Consider the following 15,918-nt stretch of genomic DNA (forward strand, 5'->3'; position numbering starts at 1 on the left):
CGAGTCGCTCGGGCTCTCGTAGCTACGGGCACCCGATAGTAGTAGTGGACACTACAGAGGAGTCAATACCCGTCATGACAACTACCGAAAGCGGCTCCGGCGCGACACAGCCCGGATTCCACACCCGCGTGGCCGAACGGCTGGCCCATCTCTCCCCGGCGGAGCGGCAGGTGGCGGAGTATCTGCGCAACCACGTGCAGGACGTGCCGTTCGCCACCGCCGAGCAGCTCGGCCAGGCCGCCGGGACCAGTGACGCCACTGTGGTGCGTACGGCCAAGGCGCTCGGCTACAGCGGCCTGCCGGAGCTCAAGCGGGAGCTGGGGCAGCGCTTCGTCGACAGCAGCCGCCCCTCGACCGTGCGGCGCCGGACCACATCGGGCGACAGCGACGCGGCCCTGGACCAGATCTTCGACGAGGCGGTGGACCGGTTGCAGCAGACCCGCCGCCTGCTGGACACCGCGTCGTTCGGGCGCGCGGTGGACCTGCTGGCCGGTGCGCGCGGAGTGACGGCCTTCGGGGTCGGGGCGTCGGAGCTGTCGGCCCGCCATCTCGCGCTCCGCCTGGGCCGCCTGGGGTTCCGTACACAGGTGGCCGCGGCGACCGGCTTCCAACTGGCCGACGCGCTGCTGCCGTTGACCGTCGATGACGTGGTGGTCGTGTACGCGCCCGGGCGTCTGCTGACCGACGTCGAAGTGGTCCTGGACCACGCGGCACGGACGGGAGCGGCGAGCGTCCTGGTCACCGACTCGCTCGGCCCCGTGCTCGGCGACCGGGTCGACGTCGCCCTGACCGCGCTCTACTCCAGCGGCGGCCTGGCGAGCGAGGAGCTGGCGGCCATCACGCTGAACGACGCGCTGCTCCTGGCCGTACAGGAGCGCGACGCGGCCCGCGCGTCCGAGGCCGGCGAGACCCTGAACCGCCTGCGGGAATCCCTGACCGGCCGTGACCCCGCGGTCTATGTGCCCAGGCGCCGGCAGCGGAGGCGGGGCACGGGCGACGACGCGAGCTGACGCGCCTCCGCCCCTTGACACGCCGTGGAGCACGACTATGGTGAGCGCACTACAGAGGTTCATCCTCTCGTAGTTTCTGCGACACAGTCTCTGTCTGCCTCCCCTGCCCGGACTCCGCCTCCACTCTCCAGTGACCAGGCCCGCCGTCCGCGGCCGTGAAAGGAACCCGGTCATGACTCTCCGGAGAACCGCTGCGCTCGTGGCCGCCGCCGCCTGCGCGGCAGCCCTCACCGCCTGCGGCTCAGGTTCGGCGCTGCCCGCGGCCAAGTCCGCCGGCGGCAAGGACCCGGCCACCGCACTGCTCTCGCGTGCCCCGGTGGGCAAGGACCTGCCCAGCACTCCCACCCTGGAGCGCATCCGGAAGAACGGACGGCTGACAGCCGCCACATCCGACACCGACCCGGGCTTCTCGGAGAAGAACCCGGTCACCGGCAAGTACGAGGGCTTCGAGGCGGATCTGACGGCGATGCTGGCCAAGTATCTGCTGGGCAAACCGGAGGTCAAGCACGTCGCGATCAACGCGGACACCCGGGAGGCACTGCTCCAGAACGGGACGGCGGACGCGGTCCTCTCCACGTACAAGATCACACCCGAGCGGCTGCGCAAGGTCTCCTTCGGCGGCCCGTACATGAACCTCGGTCAGGCGGTGCTCGTCCGCAAGGGGCAGTCGGCCCTCACCAAGGTGTCCGACCTCGACGGACGCAAGGTGATCACCACGGCGGGTCCATCGGTGGAGTCGCTGAAGAAGGTCGCCCCGCACGCCACACCGGTGGTCTTCCAGACCATCAGCCAGTGTCTCCAGGCGCTGCGCGACGGCCGTGGGGACGCCTTCGTCAACAATCAGGCCGTCATCGTGGCCCGGGCCAAGAAGGACACCACCCTGTCGGTGGCGCCCTTCACCTTCGGCGCCGCCGCCTACGGCATCGGACTGCCGAAGAACGACCCGGCGTTCACCGCGATCGTCGACGGATTCCTGCGCACCGTCGAGAAGCAGGGGCTGTGGAAGCAGTCCTGGACGGACAACGTCACTCCCCTGACCAAGGCCCCGGCGCCCAAGCCGCCCACCCCGGGGAACGCGGGCGCGGCCGCTTCCGCCAAGGCATCCGCCGACTCCTGAGAGGACGGGCCGTGAACGTCGTCGCCGACCACTTCGGTGAGATCCTGGCCGGGTTCGGACGCACCGTCCTGCTCACCCTCGTCAGTTTCGCCGCCGCCCTCATCCTCGGCGGCGTGCTCGGGCTCTGCCGGGTGGCGCCGCTGCGCGTGCTGCGCGCGGTGGCGTCCTGCTACGTACAGATCGTCCGCAACCTGCCGCTGCTGCTGGTCGTGGTGGTGACCGTGTTCGTGCTCCCGCAGCTCGGGCTCACCCTGCCGCTCGAGACATCCGTGACCGTGGGACTCGCTGTCTACATCGCCAGCTACATCTGCGAAATCCTGCGGTCCGGCATGGAGACGGTGCCGGCCGGACAGGTCGAGGCCGCCCGGGCCGTGGGGCTGAGCACCGCCCAGTGCCTGCGGCTGGTCGTACTGCCGCAGGCCCTGCGCGCGATGGTCCAGCCCCTGGGCAACATGTTCATCGCCACCGCGCTGGGCACGGCGGTGGGTTCGGTGGCAGGGGTCAACGAGTTGTCCGGGGTCATCCGGCAGCTGAACGTGCAGTACGTGGAACCGATCGCGCTGTTCGCGTCCGCGACCGTGCTCTATGTGGCACTCACCCTGGCGGGCGGGCTGATCACCGGGGGCCTGGAGCGCCGACTGCGGGTCCGCCGGTGAACAGGACGGAAGAGAGCACACCAGTGACGACCGGGACCAGGCCGCGCGGCGGCCCCACCGAAACCACTCCGCGGACCACCACCACCGGCCGCCGCCAACTCATATCCGCGCCACGCCCGTTGGGGGGCGCCGCAGGTGTGCTCTTCGAGCCGCCTGGCGAGCGCGGCCGCAGACGGCGCGGCATCGCGTCGGCGGCGGCGTCAGCGGTGGTGGCCCTGTGCGCGGCCGTGGTCCTCATCCAGCTGACCCGCCACGGGCAGCTGGACTGGGAGCGGTGGCAGCCGCTGAGCCAGGTCTCGATCCAGCGGTTCATCTTCAGCGCCCTGGGCAACACCGTGCTGGCGGGTGTGGTGTCCATCGCCATCGGGCTCCCGGTGGGCGCCGTCATGGGACTGCTGCGGCTCTCCCGGCGACGGCTGGTGTCCGTACCGTCGGGTGCGGTGGTGGAACTGCTCCGCTCACTGCCCCTGTTGTTCGTGGTGTATTTCTTCCTGCTCGCACTGCCCGCACTGGGCCTGCGGCTGCCACCGTTCTGGCAGCTCGTCATCCCCATCGTGCTGCACTCGATCGGCAACTTCGCCGAGATCTTCCGGGCCGGTGTACTCGCGCTCCCCCGCGGCCAGAGCGAGGCGGGTTACGCCATCGGCCTGCGGCACGGCCAGGTCATGCGGCTCATCGTGCTGCCGCAGGCGGTACGGGCCCTGCTGCCGACCATTATCGGGCAGGCGGTACGCGCCCTGAAGGACACCACCCTGGGCTACGTGGTCAGCTACCCCGAGCTGATGCATCAGGGCAACGTGCTGGGCTCCTACCTGGAGAACGACTTCCTCCAGGTCTACTTCGAGGTCGCGGTCATCTTCGTGGTGATGAACTGGCTGCTCTCCCGGCTCGCGGAGTGGGTGGAATCCCGCACGGCGGGCCGGACCTCCACGCCGGACCGGAGCACTGTGGCCGCTCGGCGCACAGCGGCTGTGCGCTGAGTCTGATTCTGAGGGAGTGTTCGGGAACGAGAACTGGAACGGCACCACAGCCCGAGCGAGAACTCGGTCTGTGGTGCCGGGCCGCGAGCCGGTCAGCCGCGGATCGCGGTGGTTTCGCGGGTGAACTGGCGGTGGCCGATCAGCTTGTAGGCCCAGCGAGCTGGGGCCGGCACGACCTGCAGGAACCTCTGCCGTTCCGCTTCATCGGTTTCCTCGGTGATGTGGCCGAGCAGGACCAGCCGCCGCGTCAGCGGAATCGCACTCATGCCGTGCTTGCCGAGCGCGTCCCATTCGCTTTGCGTCAGCGTGACCGAGGCGATCGGCAGCAGATACTGCTCCTCCTCAGCCAGGTGGTCGATCAGTGTCGGCATCGTGGCCTCGATGAGAGCCGCCATCCGCTCACCGCCGGCGGCGTCCGCGCTCGCCGTCCACGCCGGCAGCTCCGCGCCGATGGCCCCGACCGCATCGTTGACCTGCGTGTGCTGCGCATCCATCCGGTCCATCAGCTCCGGGTCGAGCACAGCTCGCTCGCGCAGCAAGGGAAAGAGCAGTTCGTCCTCGCCTGTGTGGTGCGTATGGAGGAAGTCCAGCATCTCCCGGGCGTGCACGCCGATGACCTTGGATCGCGCACGGTCATGGGCCGCGGAGCGGAAGAGTCGGGGGAGCTGACCGAACTCGCGCCGGATGACACGGTGGATCAGAACCATCTCGTGGGTATCGACGATCGGGCCGGTGCCGGCGTGTTCCCTGCCGGGCAGGGATGCGCCGGCCGGCGTTTCGGCTGCCGCCATCATGACTCCTCGGGGGTGATTTTCGGGGGTGCCGCTCGATGCCCTCGAAGCCCTGGATGCCCTTACGGGTGTCAAGGGGCTGCGGGACGAACGCTTCGGGCACCTGTGACGCGTGAGCGTCGGGCCGGTGTCAGGAACCGCTGACAGCGGCAGCGGCGCTCTGGACGGCTTCGCGCGCCGTGGTTGCCGGCCGGCCGATGAGCCGCACCAGGTCGTCGTCGGCGGTGAACAGTTCGCCGCGAGCCAGACCGGCATCGGCGTCGGCCACTGCGGCGGCCATCTCCGGGGGCAGCCCCGCAGCGGTCAGGGCGCCGGCGTAATCGGCGACCGGCATGTCCCGGTAGGCGATGTGGGTACCGAGGACGTCGCTGATCGTCGCGGCGAGTTCGGTCAGGGTCAACGGCGCTCCGCCGAGCTCGTACGTCGCTCCGAGGTGCCCGTCCTGTGTCAGTACCGCGACGGCGGCGGCCGCGAAGTCACGCCGGGCGGCCGCGCTGACCAGACCGTCGCGCGCGCTGCCCAACAGCGCCTTGTACTGCGTGATCATCGGGAGCTGGTCGGTGTAGTTCTCCAAGTACCACCCGTTGCGCAGGATGACGAACCCCGAACCGCCGGCCCGCAGATAGTCCTCGGTACGGCGATGTTCGTCAGCCAGCGTCATTCGCGCGGACGAGGCGTTGACGATGCTGGTGTACACGATCCGGGGCACACCCACCCGGGCTGCCGCGTCGATGGCGTTGCGGGCGTGGTCGAACCGCTCCCCGACCGTCGTCGTCGAAACCAGCAGCATCGTGTCGGCTCCCGCGAAAGCCTTGTCGAGGGTGCTCGGGTCGGCGAAGTCCGCGCGCCGCACCGTGACCCCCTTCTGGGCGAGGCCGGCGAGCTTTTCCACGTCCCGGCCGGTGGCCACGATCTGCGCGGGCGGCGTTCCGGCTGCGAGGAGTTGTTCGACGACGAGCCGGCCGAGATGACCTGATGCTCCGGTGATGACAGTGGACATGGTGTTTCCCTTCGACAGAGATGCGGTGTGTGCATGACGGCGTGCGTGGAGGCCCTCGGCGCCCCGCGGTGGCCGACCCGCCACTCAAGACTTCGAACTAGTCAGCTTTCTTTACTACCGTACCCATACAGCGGCACCGATGACAACAGCAGCAGGCGCGAAGCCGCCGAGGGGCAGACGCCGGGTGCGGAACGCGGCGCGCACAGCGCTGCCGCCCGTCACCACCGCCGGGCCACTACCCGGGCCAGGGACGATCCGGCCCGGCAGCGTTGACGTAGGGTGTGAACCTCGTGGGATCAGGTGAGCGATGGGGCCGAGAGCGGCATGAATGACGAGCAGCGGGTTGATCTAGGGGTGTCGTTGTTCATCCCGTACCGGTACAGCGAGGACCGGATTTTCCGGGCCATCCAGGACGCCGGGTTCGACGACTGGACCCTCACCCAGTGCCGGGTCTTCCAACGCATCTCCCCGGAGGGTTCGCGCCTCACGGACCTCGCCGACCAGGCACAAATGAGCAAGCAGAGCGCGGGCGTACTGGTCGACCAGCTGGAACACCTGGGCTACGTCCGCCGGGTCCCCGACCCCACGGACGGCCGCGCCCGTCTGATCGTGATCGAGGAACGCGGCCGGCGGGCGGTCGAGGTGGCCGCGGCGACACTCGACGAGATCCTCGCGGAGTGGAAAGCCTACTTGGGCACCCGCAACTTCACGCTGCTGCAGCAGATCCTGGATCAACTCCGCGAGATCACCGACCCGTACGCGCGGTAATCCCGGCCGCCCCGAGCCTCCCGCCGCCGACAACAGCAGACTTCGACACCCCCTCGATATGGTCAGAATTGCTGACGATATCGTCAAGCATTCTGATCATCTCTCCTACCCCGCATCGCATCGGTACGCCGTAGCATGGCCCCATGCGCGACGACACCCCTGACGAGACACGTCGTGCCCGTCTGAGCCGGACCTTCAACGAGGACGCCGAGCTCTACGACCGGGCCAGGCCGGGGTATCCGCCGCAGTTGTTCGACGACCTCGGCACACTGGCCGGCACCGGGCCCGGCTGCCGTGTGCTGGAGGTCGGGGCGGGCACCGGCAAGGCGACCATGCCGCTCGCCGAGCGCGGGTGCCGGATCACGGCCGTCGAGCTGGGCGCCGACATGGCCGCCGTGGCCCGGCGCAACCTGGCCGGGCACGACGCGGTAGAGGTCGTGACGGCGGACTTCGAGAGCTGGTCGCCGCCGGACGAGCCGTTCGACGCGGTGGTCTCGGCGACCGCGTTCCACTGGATCGACCCGGCAGTACGGATGGACAGGGCCGCCGACGCGCTACGGCCCGGCGGCGCCCTCGCCGTGGTCGGCACGCAGCATGTCGCCGGAGGCAGCGAGGAATTCTTCGCCGACGCCCAGCACTGCTACGAGCGTTTTGACCCGGCCACGCCTCCCGGGCTGCGGCTGCCCGCCGCGGAGGACCTCGACACCTCGTACTACGCGGACGAGGTCGCACGCAGCGGCCGGTTCGGCCCGGTCACCGTCAGGCGGTACCAGTGGGACCTGACCTACACCGCGGCGGAGTACCTGGACGTGCTGCGGACCTACTCCGGCCACCGGGCGCTGTCGCCGGAGGCCCGGGCAGGGCTGCTGAGGTGCATCGCCCGGCTGATCGAAGGACGGTACGGAGGCCGGATCACCAAGCGGTACCTGACGGAGTTGCGGGTATCACGAACAGTGTGACGGACCCCCGTCCAGCGGCCGGGCGAGCGCGGCGCACGGGCTTCATTCATAGTGCCGCAGATCGGGCCACATGGCGCCCCAGGGCTTGCGGGGGCCGGTGCAGACATAGACGTGTCCGCCCCATTCGATGTTGTGCACGCCGTACGGGTTCGACAGCGACGCGGCCACCCGGACATGGGTGAAGAACCGCCGCAGATGGCCGGCGTAGTCGGGCGCGTACTCAGGGGCCGGTGCCACGGCCACCACGGTCGTGGCGTGCGGATTGCCGGGGCCCCACCACCAGTCGGTGTTCTGGCTGCCCACCGCCGTGGGGAGCCCGCTGCCCCGGCCCAGTTCGTTGATGGCCCCGGCCTCGCTGTAGTCAGCTGTGAACACGACCGCTTCGGCGCGCTGTTGGGCCGGGAGGGACTTCCACACCTCCCCCACGGTGCTGACCAACTGCGGCCAGCCGATCGTCTCGCCCGATGTCGCGCTGACCTTGTACGCCCAGCCCGCGTTCGACGGGGGCAGCACCGGCAGGACGACCACGGCGGACATCGCCGTCATGATCGCGGTCGCCGTCAGGAGTCGGAACCTGCGGGGCCGTTCGGCGTGCAGCCACTCGTCGATGCCGACCGCCCCGGCGGCCAGCAGACATACGTACAGCCCGCCCAGGTAGTACGTCTGGGCGCCGGTGGTGACGGCGAAGACGACGAACAGCAGACCGTACGCCGTCGCCAGGCACCGCCACAGCGGATTGCCCGACCGCCACAGGAACCTCAGCCCCGCCAGCCAGAGCAGGGCCATCGCCAGGCAGGACATGGTGAGTTGGCCCACGATCCAGGTGGCGATGTTGCCGACGCCGCCGTTCTCCGCGTTCAGGGCCCGGGTCATCGCGAGCATCGCCCAGCCGTGGTGCGCCTGCCACCACAGGTCGGGAAGCACGAGCAGCACGGCGATCAGCACGCCTGCGGCGAACCAGCGGTTGGCCACCGTACGGCGTGCGGGACCGGCCAGCACCGCGATCAGCAGGGCGACCGCGAAGATGCCCGCGAGATGGTTGAACTCCGCGCCCACGCCGACGAGTACGCCCACCGCCGGCCACCACCGGGTGTCGCCCGTGCGGCCGATCCGCGCGACCACCAGCGCGATCGAGGCCCACGCCAGGATCTCGTACGAGGTTGTGTTGGCGACATGCCCGCTGCTCAGGAGGACGGGCATGGTGGCGGTCGCGATCGCCGCGAGCAACTGTGCGCGGCGCGCAGCGCCGAACTCGCGTGCGGTCAGCCCGCCGACGATCACGGTGCCGGCCGCCGCCAGCGCGGCCCACAGCCTCAGTCCCGCCACCGAGACGCCGAAGAGCGACAGCGAGAGCCGGGCCAGCAGCGGTGCCAGGACAGGCTGGTCGACATAGCCGGCCTGGAGATGACGGGCGCTGTCGAGAAAGTACAACTCGTCGCGGTGGAAGCCGTAGCGCGTCGAGAGCGCCATCAGCGCGCAGAACACGAGAGCCGCGACGACGAGCACCCGCCGGTCGAAATCCGCCGCAGTCTTGACCGGTTCCGCCTCGCCTGGGCCCGTATCCGGCCGCACGCCCTCGTCGTCGGCCGATACTTCCGAAGTGTTCACCATGGTCCGATCCCCCTGCCCCTCGCCCTGTTCCGTGCGCCCCGAAGCACGAATACAGTGATGCGCCCGCACTCTATGTGCCTGGCTGCCGCACTGTGGGACAAGGTCCCGGCTGCCGCCATCTCCCGTACGCCTCACGGGCCTTGGCCACGGCGTAGGTTCTGTTTCCTTCATTTCGGCGCATGTGAGGAATTCTCTGTGCGGAGCGCGGCGGCCAACCGGCCCGGGACGGCGGGCCGGACGGGGTTACCGCCCGTCAGGCAGTCAGCGGGGCGGCCGGCTGCAGATCCTGGCGCACCACAATCGCGTTGAGCCGGAGCGCGAACGGGGCGATGTCCAAGATCCCCAGGGCGCCGACCCTGGCCTTGTCCAGGCCGATGGTCGCGTCCACGCAGAACGCGATGGCGTACATCCCCGTCCCGGTCTCCTCGTCCTGGAGGGCGAAGAACAGGTCACGGTAGAAGCTGGTGCGTTCCGCGCCTTCCTCGTAGTACGCGAGGCCCGGCTCGCCCTCCTGCGCGGCGAGACCGGTGAAGGCGTGCACCAGCTCCTTGTCGATCGTGTCCCAGAAGGAGGCCCCGGCGAGCGCCTCCGGGAGAGCCTGCCGCACAGCCTCCTTCAGGGAGACCACGATGACCCCCATCGGGGCGTGTTCCTGAAGTCCCCAGCCGCGGACCATCTTGACGACCGCGCCGTCCGGTATCGCGGCCGCGGCCGCCCGGATGTTGTCGAAGTCGAAGTTGACAGTCGCCGGGGCGATCGCCTCCTGGAATACCCGGTCGACGGCCCTGGCCTGATCGAGGTGGTCCGAGCCCACATCGATGACGGTTCTGAAATTGCCGGCCATAACTCCTCCTGTGTGTCGTGGTGATCCAGCGGAGGCAGTATGCCGAGCCGGCTTCCCACGGTGCGACGGCGTCCCGGCCTGCGGACGGTGGTCGGACGCCGGCCGGCCGCCAGGCCGACACGCCCAGACACCCCGGGCCGGAAAACTTTCCACGTCATCCGAACAGCTCTCACGTCGAAACGATTCTGCCCAGATCCGCAAAGGGGCGCCCTTACCTCTTGCCACCGGGTGAACGGGATCCGAAGCCGCCGAGCAGAACTTCAAATATCTGTAAATTCCGGGTCAAGCGAAGGGCGATCGCGCTCTTCGGGCATCGGAACCCTGGAGGTTCAATGCGTTATGGACCCGCGCTGCGCGAGCAAATCGCCGCGCCCGGCACCACACCGCTCATCGGTATCTACGACATGTATTCGGCCTCCGTCGCCGCCCAGCACTACGACGGATTCTTCGTCTCCGGATTCGGTTTTGCCGCTTCTCACTACGGACTCCCCGACATCGGCTACATCGCCTGGCCCGACATGGTCGCTTTCGTGGAGCGGCTGCGCCTGGCCTTCCCCGGCCGGCACCTTCTCGTCGACATCGACGACGGGTATGTCGACCCGGAGGTCGCGTGCCACGTCGTACAACGCCTCGACCGGGCCGGCGCGTCCGGCGTGATCCTGGAGGACCAGAAACGCCCCCGCCGCTGCGGGCACGCCGACGGCAAGCAGGTCCTGCCGTTCGACGAGTACCTGGACAAGCTCACCATGGTGCTGGAATGCCGTGGCGAGATGGTCGTGGTGGCCCGCACCGACGCGGTCGAGGAGGACGACATCCTGTACCGGGCCGCCGCGCTGGCCAAGACCGAAGCGGATGTGGTGCTGGTCGACGGCGTACGCAGTGTGGAGTGGATCCGCCGCATCCGGGAGGTCATCGGGGACAAGCCGCTGCTCTTCAACCAGATCGCCGGCGGCAAGTCGCCGCGGCTCTCCCTCCCGGAGCTGGACGCGCTGGATGTCGATGTCGCGATCTACTCCACCCCTTGCCTCTTCGCGGCGCACGAGGCCATCGACGCGGCCATGCGCGGTCTGCGGGCGGCGGACGGGCGGCTTCCCGAAAGGGGCGGCCCGCGCAGCGTCGGCGTACCGGAGTCGACACAGCTCCTCGAACGCAACATCAGCCGTCACCACGACGCGCCGTCACCCCTGACGGTCTGACGGGTGGCCGAGAGGAGCGTCGCGCCATGAATCACCCTCTCGACCCCCCTGCCGTTCCCGCCTGCACCGGGTCACCTCGTGCGGCGCGCGTCCGGGGCGTCCTCACCGTGGCCGCCGGGCTGGCCATCAGTGCCGTCTGGGGCCAGGGGGTCTCGGCTGCCGCGACGCAGGGGCCGCTGCTCGTGTCCTCCGTGGCCCTGCCCACCCGCATCGTGGCGCTCGAAGTGGACAACTCGCAGGCCGACTCCTGGCTGGAGGTCGACCGTACGGCCAACGCCCAGACCGGTGCAGGCGACGCGGGCAGCGACCACGAAGGGGGTGACTGAGGGATCACCCCGCGGCCGGGACATCCCGGCCGCGCCCCGCCCGCCCGGGAGACGGTCTCCCGGGCGGGCGGGGCGGCGGTGTTCACCGGGCCAGCTCCCCCAGGAGGGCCCAGGTGCGGCGCCGGTCCGCGTCCCCCGCCATCTCCGTGCCCGAGAACACCACCTCGGTCGCCCCGGCGTCGCGGTAGCGCCGCACCTCGGCGGCGACCGTCTCCTCGTCGCCGATCACGGCCACATCGGCGGCCCGACTGCCGCCGGACAGCTCGATGACGCGCGCGTACGACGGGATCTGCTCGTAGAACGCGAGCTGTTCGGCCGCCTTCTGCCGTACGGCGTCGGCGTCGCCGGTCACCACGCCGGGCACGAGCGCCACGATCCGGGGCGCCGGCCGGCCTGCGGCCTCCGCCGCCGCTGTGACGGCCGGGACGATGTGTTCCGCCAGAGCCCTGGGCCCGGCCAGGAAGGGCAGGATCCCGTCCGCCAGCTCACCGCTGGCCCGCAGCGCCTGCGGCCCCATGGCGGCCACGAGCAGCGGCACACCGCCCTCGGCGCCTGTCACGCGTGCGGAGACCGGTGTGGTCGCGGTGAGGAGATCGCCGTGGAAGTCCGCGGTGCCGGTCTCGGTCAACTGCCGCAGGGCCACGAGGAACTCACGCAGCCGGGCGATGGGCCGGGTGAACGGGATCCCGAAGCCTCCCTCGGTGAGGAGCTTGGTGCCGAGCGCGAGGCCGAGGTGGTAGCGGCCGTGCGTGGCCGCCTGGGCGGTCTGGGCCTGGCTGGAGACAAGGAGCGGGTGGCGTCCGAAGACGGGGATGGCGGACGTGCCCACGTTCAGGCCGGGTACCTCGCGTCCGACGATCGCCGCGAGTTGGGGCGAGTCGGCGCCGAAGGTCTGCCCGAACCAGGCGGACCGCAGCCCGGCGGCGGCGGCCTCTCCGGCGAGCTGGACGGTGGCGTCGATCTGGTTGTCGGCGTCGGCCGCGTTGAGTGTCACTCCCACAGTCATGTCGCTCCCAACGATCAGCGGGCTGCCCCGCATTCCGGTCCTGGTATGACAACTTCTTGTCGGCTGTGTGTACGGGAACGGCCCGCAGGGAACGGACTGCCGGGGACGAACCCGCCGGGGCATACGGTCCCGGACGGCCGCCGAGCGCGCCGGCGGAGCCCCGGCCCCGGCGCGCCGCACCGCTGCTGTCCTCCACCGGTGCCGACAATGGTCGGCGGGCCGCGCCGTCGGTAGCCCCGGCCCCGCGCACCCCGGACCGGCGGGCCGGAGCCCGGCGGAAATCAGCGACGAAGGAGCTGTATGAAGTTCGGGATCTCCACCTTTATCACCGACCGGAGCATCCGGCCCGCTCCCCTCGGACGTGCCATCGAGGAACGCGGTTTCGACTCGCTGTTCATCGCCGAGCACAGCCACATCCCGGTCGACCGCCGCTCGCCGTACCCCGGCGGTGGCGATCTGCCCGACATCTACTACCGCACGCTCGACCCGTTCGTGGCACTGAGCGCTGTCGCCACGGTCACCGAACGGATCCTGGTGGGTACCGGTATCGCCCTGGTCGCGCAGCGCGACCCGATCCACACCGCGAAGGGGATCGCCTCGCTCGACCTGATCTCCGGGGGCCGGGCGGTCTTCGGTGTGGGCGTCGGCTGGAACCGTGAGGAGATGGCCAACCACGGCACCGACGCCGCCACCCGGGGCCGGCTCGTCGACGAGCGGCTGCGCGCGATCATCGCGCTGTGGACCAAGGAGAAGGCCGAGTTCCACGGCGAGTTCGTCGACTTCGACCCGGTGTACTCCTGGCCCAAGCCCGTACAGCAGCCGCACCCGCCGATTTACGTCGGCGGCGGCAGGGGCGCCTTCCCCCGGGTCGCCAACCTCGGTGACGCCTGGCTGGCCAACGGTGTGCCGCCCGAGACGCTGCGGCCGCAGATCGCGGAGGTACGCGCCGCGGCGGGCCGCGAAGTGCCCGTGACCGTCTACGCGGTGCCCGATGCGCCCGAGGGGATCGAGGAGTACGCGAAACTCGGCGTGGAGCGGGTGCTGTTCTATCTGCCGTCCGATCCGGAGCCCGCCGCCCTGGCACGGCTCGACCGGCTCGCCGAGGTCGCGGCGCGTTTCCGCTGATGCCCCGTATGACCGCGGCCGAGGCACGCGAGCGGTTCGCGGCGTCCAGGGTCGCGCGGCTGGCGACCACCGACGCCGCGGGACGCCCGCATCTGGTGCCTGTGGTCTTCGCTGTGACGGGCGACACGCTGGTCATGGCCGTCGACCACAAGCCCAAGCGGTCGGCCCGTCTCCAACGGCTGGCCAACATCCGGGCCAGCCCCGGGGTGTGCCTGCTCGCCGACTGCTACCGGGAGGACTGGGACCAGCTCTGGTGGGCCCGCGCGGACGGGCAGGCCCGGGTGCTGCCGCCCGCCGAGCGGTCCGCCGAGGCGGCGCGGCACACGGCCCTGCTCGTCGCGAAGTACCCGGAGCAGTACGCGGACCGGCCGCCGGCCGGCGAGGTGGTGGAGGTCCGGGTCACGCGCTGGACGGGGTGGCGGGCGCTCTCCGGGGAACAGGCCGGGTAGCGAGCCGGGGGACCGGCCGGGCGGGAGAGCCACTGACCGGTCCCGGTGCTGCCCGGTCCCGGTACTGACCGGTTCCTGGTACTCCTAGGTTCCTGATGCTCCCCGGTTCCAGTGCTCCCCGGTCCGGCCCGGTCAGCCCAGGGCGGCCGTCACATGCAGGTCCGTGTTCTTGGTCTCCGGTGCCATGAAGAAGCTGACCAGGGCGCCCACGAGAGCGATGCCCGCCGCGATGTACATCGTGGCGCTCAGGCCGAGCGACGCCAGGGACCACGGGGTCGCGAAGGTGCCGATGGCGGAGCCGATCCGGCTGATCCCCGTACACAGTCCGACCGCGGTGGCGCGGACCTCGGTGGGGAACAGTTCGTTCGGATAGATCCATTCGAGGATCGAAGGACCGCCGTTGAACACCGCGTACACCGCGAACGCGACGGCGACCATCCACAGGCCCGAGTCCGGTGCGACCGCGAGGTAGAGCAGACCGAGTGCGGAGACCGCGAATCCGCCGATGAGGACGGGGCGCCGGCCCAGCCGGTCGACGAGGAGCAGGGCGACGACATTGCCGATCAGGAAGAACAGGTTGATCAGGCCGTAGCCCAGATTGGCCTCGTCGGCGCCACCGTTCAGGTTGAACAGGGCGAGGACCTGGGGCCCGAAGGCGTAGATGGCGAACAGGGTGACGATGGTGCAGGTCCAGAAGACCGAGATGAAGATGACGCGCTTGAGATAGCCGCCGGTCAGCAGGGCACGCATCGGGACCGCGCCCTCCTCCTCGGGCAGGTCGGCGAGGGTGGCGTCCTCGGCGACCGTCTGCCGCAGCACGTCGACGGCCTCCTGGGTGCGGCCCTTGCTGTGCAGCCAGCGGGGGGACTCCGGGATGCGGGCACGGGCGCAGACGATGACGGCCGCGGGAATCGCCGACGACGCCAGCATCCACTTCCAGCCGTCGGGCGAGCGCAGCAGGACGTACCCGACGAAGGCGGCGACCGTCGCTCCCACGAACCACATGGCGTTCAGCCCGCCGAGGAGTTTCGCGCGCCATGCCTTCGGGGCGAACTCGGTCACCAGGGATGTGGCGATCGGATAGTCCGCGCCGACGGCGATGCCGATGAGCAGCCGGAGCACGAAGAGTTCGACCTCGTTCGTGACGAAGAACTGCAGTACGGAGCAGACGATGATGGCGATCAGATCGATCATGAACATCAACTTGCGCCCGATGCGGTCGGTCACCGCTCCGAACACCGCTCCGCCGACGAAGACGCCGATCAGTGCGGACGCTCCGATCAGTCCTGACCAGAGGATGCTCATCTTCCACTGGTCCTGTATCTGCACCATGGCGATGCCGATGATGCCGAGGATGTAGCCGTCGAGGAACGGCCCTCCGGAGGAGACCAGCGTGAGTTTGATGTGGAATTTGTTGAGGTGAGCGGTGTCGAGCGAGGAGCCGGTCCGGTGGCCGGCTGCGGCGGAGGTATCGACGTCCATCGGGTCCGTCCCATCAAGGGTTCAGGAGCACGGGGGTATGACCGGACGCGCCCCGGTCGGCGGAACCGGGAGCGGGAGCGGCTGAGGGAGGGGCTGCGTGAGCGGGAGGGGCTGGGGAGCGGGAGCGGGCAGGTGCGCGGTGGGCCGTTACGGGCAGGTGCGCGGTGGCCGTTACGGGCCGGGGACGACCGCCGCCACCGCGTCGATCTCGACCCGTTTGGCACCGCGGAAGGCGGCGACCTGCACCGTGGTGCGGGGCGGCAGCGGGACATCCGCGAGGCGTGCGAGATAGGCCGTGTTGTACGCGTCGAATTCGGCGAGATCGGCCAGGTACACAGTGATCTTGAGCAGCGTGGCCAGGCTGCCGCCGGCCGCGGTCAGTACGGTTTCGAGGTTGTCCAGGGCCAGCCGTACCTGGTCGCCGATGCCGGTGGGTGTTTCGCCGTCGGCGGTGACGGGGACCTGGCCGCAGGCCCAGAGCGTGCCGTTGTGTACGGCCGCGGCGGCGTAGGGCCGGGGCCGGCCGTCGGGGTGGGTGAAGAGAGTCGGAGTCGGCATCGTGGGACGTCCTCTGCGGTGCGGTGCTGTGTATGCGGTC

Annotated in this window: 17 protein-coding genes; 10 read left to right on the forward strand and 7 right to left on the reverse strand. The window is 70.1% G+C overall.

Annotation, left to right across the window (positions count from 1 at the left end):
- The first annotated feature begins 74 nt into the window (after positions 1-74).
- The 4 genes from OG510_RS01950 to OG510_RS01965 all read left to right on the forward strand — a co-directional run bounded on the left by OG510_RS01950 (position 75) and on the right by OG510_RS01965 (position 3,763).
- Complete coding sequence (locus OG510_RS01950; protein ID WP_406134884.1) at positions 75-1,010, forward strand: MurR/RpiR family transcriptional regulator; 936 nt, start codon at positions 75-77, stop codon at positions 1,008-1,010.
- Between the two features lie 172 nt (positions 1,011-1,182).
- On the forward strand, positions 1,183-2,127 hold the full coding sequence (locus OG510_RS01955) for a transporter substrate-binding domain-containing protein (RefSeq protein WP_406134885.1): 945 nt from the start codon (positions 1,183-1,185) through the stop codon (positions 2,125-2,127).
- An 11-nt stretch (positions 2,128-2,138) separates the two neighbouring features.
- The gene (locus tag OG510_RS01960) at positions 2,139-2,783 is read left to right on the forward strand and encodes an amino acid ABC transporter permease (protein WP_406134886.1); all 645 of its coding nucleotides are present in this window, start codon (positions 2,139-2,141) and stop codon (positions 2,781-2,783) included.
- A 23-nt stretch (positions 2,784-2,806) separates the two neighbouring features.
- Positions 2,807-3,763 carry an amino acid ABC transporter permease gene (locus OG510_RS01965; RefSeq protein ID WP_406134887.1) on the forward strand — a complete coding sequence of 319 codons (957 nt, stop codon included), beginning with the start codon at positions 2,807-2,809 and terminating at the stop codon, positions 3,761-3,763.
- Between the two features lie 92 nt (positions 3,764-3,855).
- On the opposite strand, the gene OG510_RS01970 is transcribed toward OG510_RS01965, so the two are convergent.
- Together OG510_RS01970 and OG510_RS01975 are read right to left on the reverse strand one after the other, a co-directional pair.
- Positions 3,856-4,554: a hemerythrin domain-containing protein gene (locus OG510_RS01970; RefSeq protein ID WP_406134888.1), complete on the reverse strand. Its 699-nt coding sequence runs from the start codon at positions 4,552-4,554 to the stop codon at positions 3,856-3,858.
- 130 nt (positions 4,555-4,684) lie between these two features.
- Entirely contained in the window at positions 4,685-5,554 is an 870-nt protein-coding gene (locus tag OG510_RS01975) for an NAD(P)H-binding protein (RefSeq protein WP_406134889.1), read from the reverse strand.
- A 324-nt stretch (positions 5,555-5,878) separates the two neighbouring features.
- On the opposite strand from OG510_RS01975, the gene OG510_RS01980 reads away from it, so the two are divergent.
- Together OG510_RS01980 and OG510_RS01985 are read left to right on the forward strand one after the other, a co-directional pair.
- Complete coding sequence (locus OG510_RS01980) at positions 5,879-6,322, forward strand: MarR family winged helix-turn-helix transcriptional regulator (RefSeq protein WP_406134891.1); 444 nt, start codon at positions 5,879-5,881, stop codon at positions 6,320-6,322.
- Positions 6,323-6,465: 143 nt separating this feature from the next.
- The gene (locus OG510_RS01985; RefSeq protein WP_406134892.1) at positions 6,466-7,281 is read left to right on the forward strand and encodes a class I SAM-dependent methyltransferase; all 816 of its coding nucleotides are present in this window, start codon (positions 6,466-6,468) and stop codon (positions 7,279-7,281) included.
- A gap of 42 nt (positions 7,282-7,323) precedes the next feature.
- Here the strand turns inward: OG510_RS01985 and OG510_RS01990 are convergent, their stop codons facing one another.
- Together OG510_RS01990 and OG510_RS01995 are read right to left on the reverse strand one after the other, a co-directional pair.
- The gene (locus tag OG510_RS01990) at positions 7,324-8,892 is read right to left on the reverse strand and encodes a glycosyltransferase family 39 protein (protein ID WP_406134893.1); all 1,569 of its coding nucleotides are present in this window, start codon (positions 8,890-8,892) and stop codon (positions 7,324-7,326) included.
- 253 nt (positions 8,893-9,145) lie between these two features.
- Positions 9,146-9,736, reverse strand: a complete 591-nt coding sequence (locus OG510_RS01995; protein ID WP_406134894.1) for a Type-2Aa cytolytic delta-endotoxin — start codon at positions 9,734-9,736, stop codon at positions 9,146-9,148.
- A gap of 332 nt (positions 9,737-10,068) precedes the next feature.
- Between OG510_RS01995 and OG510_RS02000 the strand changes: the two genes are divergently transcribed.
- Positions 10,069-10,932 carry an oxaloacetate decarboxylase gene (locus OG510_RS02000; protein ID WP_406134895.1) on the forward strand — a complete coding sequence of 288 codons (864 nt, stop codon included), beginning with the start codon at positions 10,069-10,071 and terminating at the stop codon, positions 10,930-10,932.
- A gap of 26 nt (positions 10,933-10,958) precedes the next feature.
- Positions 10,959-11,258 carry a hypothetical protein gene (locus OG510_RS02005; RefSeq protein ID WP_406134896.1) on the forward strand — a complete coding sequence of 100 codons (300 nt, stop codon included), beginning with the start codon at positions 10,959-10,961 and terminating at the stop codon, positions 11,256-11,258.
- A gap of 82 nt (positions 11,259-11,340) precedes the next feature.
- Here OG510_RS02005 and OG510_RS02010 read toward each other — a convergent pair whose 3' ends face one another.
- Entirely contained in the window at positions 11,341-12,264 is a 924-nt protein-coding gene (locus tag OG510_RS02010; RefSeq protein WP_406134897.1) for a TIGR03564 family F420-dependent LLM class oxidoreductase, read from the reverse strand.
- A gap of 300 nt (positions 12,265-12,564) precedes the next feature.
- Here OG510_RS02010 and OG510_RS02015 point away from each other — a divergent pair, with 300 nt between their 5' ends.
- Both OG510_RS02015 and OG510_RS02020 read left to right on the forward strand, forming a co-directional pair.
- A complete protein-coding gene (locus tag OG510_RS02015) occupies positions 12,565-13,389 on the forward strand; it encodes an LLM class F420-dependent oxidoreductase (protein ID WP_406134898.1) in 825 nt (274 codons plus the stop codon).
- A complete protein-coding gene (locus tag OG510_RS02020) occupies positions 13,389-13,838 on the forward strand; it encodes a TIGR03668 family PPOX class F420-dependent oxidoreductase (RefSeq protein WP_406134899.1) in 450 nt (149 codons plus the stop codon). The genes OG510_RS02015 and OG510_RS02020 overlap by 1 nt, the downstream gene beginning before the upstream one ends.
- Before the next feature lie 132 nt (positions 13,839-13,970).
- On the opposite strand, the gene OG510_RS02025 is transcribed toward OG510_RS02020, so the two are convergent.
- Entirely contained in the window at positions 13,971-15,320 is a 1,350-nt protein-coding gene (locus OG510_RS02025; protein WP_406134900.1) for an MFS transporter, read from the reverse strand.
- 171 nt (positions 15,321-15,491) lie between these two features.
- Positions 15,492-15,878 carry a RidA family protein gene (locus OG510_RS02030; protein ID WP_164259843.1) on the reverse strand — a complete coding sequence of 129 codons (387 nt, stop codon included), beginning with the start codon at positions 15,876-15,878 and terminating at the stop codon, positions 15,492-15,494.
- Between the last annotated feature and the right edge of the window lie 40 nt (positions 15,879-15,918).

The organism is Streptomyces sp. NBC_01089, assembly GCF_045162975.1.
Taxonomy (GTDB): domain Bacteria; phylum Actinomycetota; class Actinomycetes; order Streptomycetales; family Streptomycetaceae; genus Streptomyces.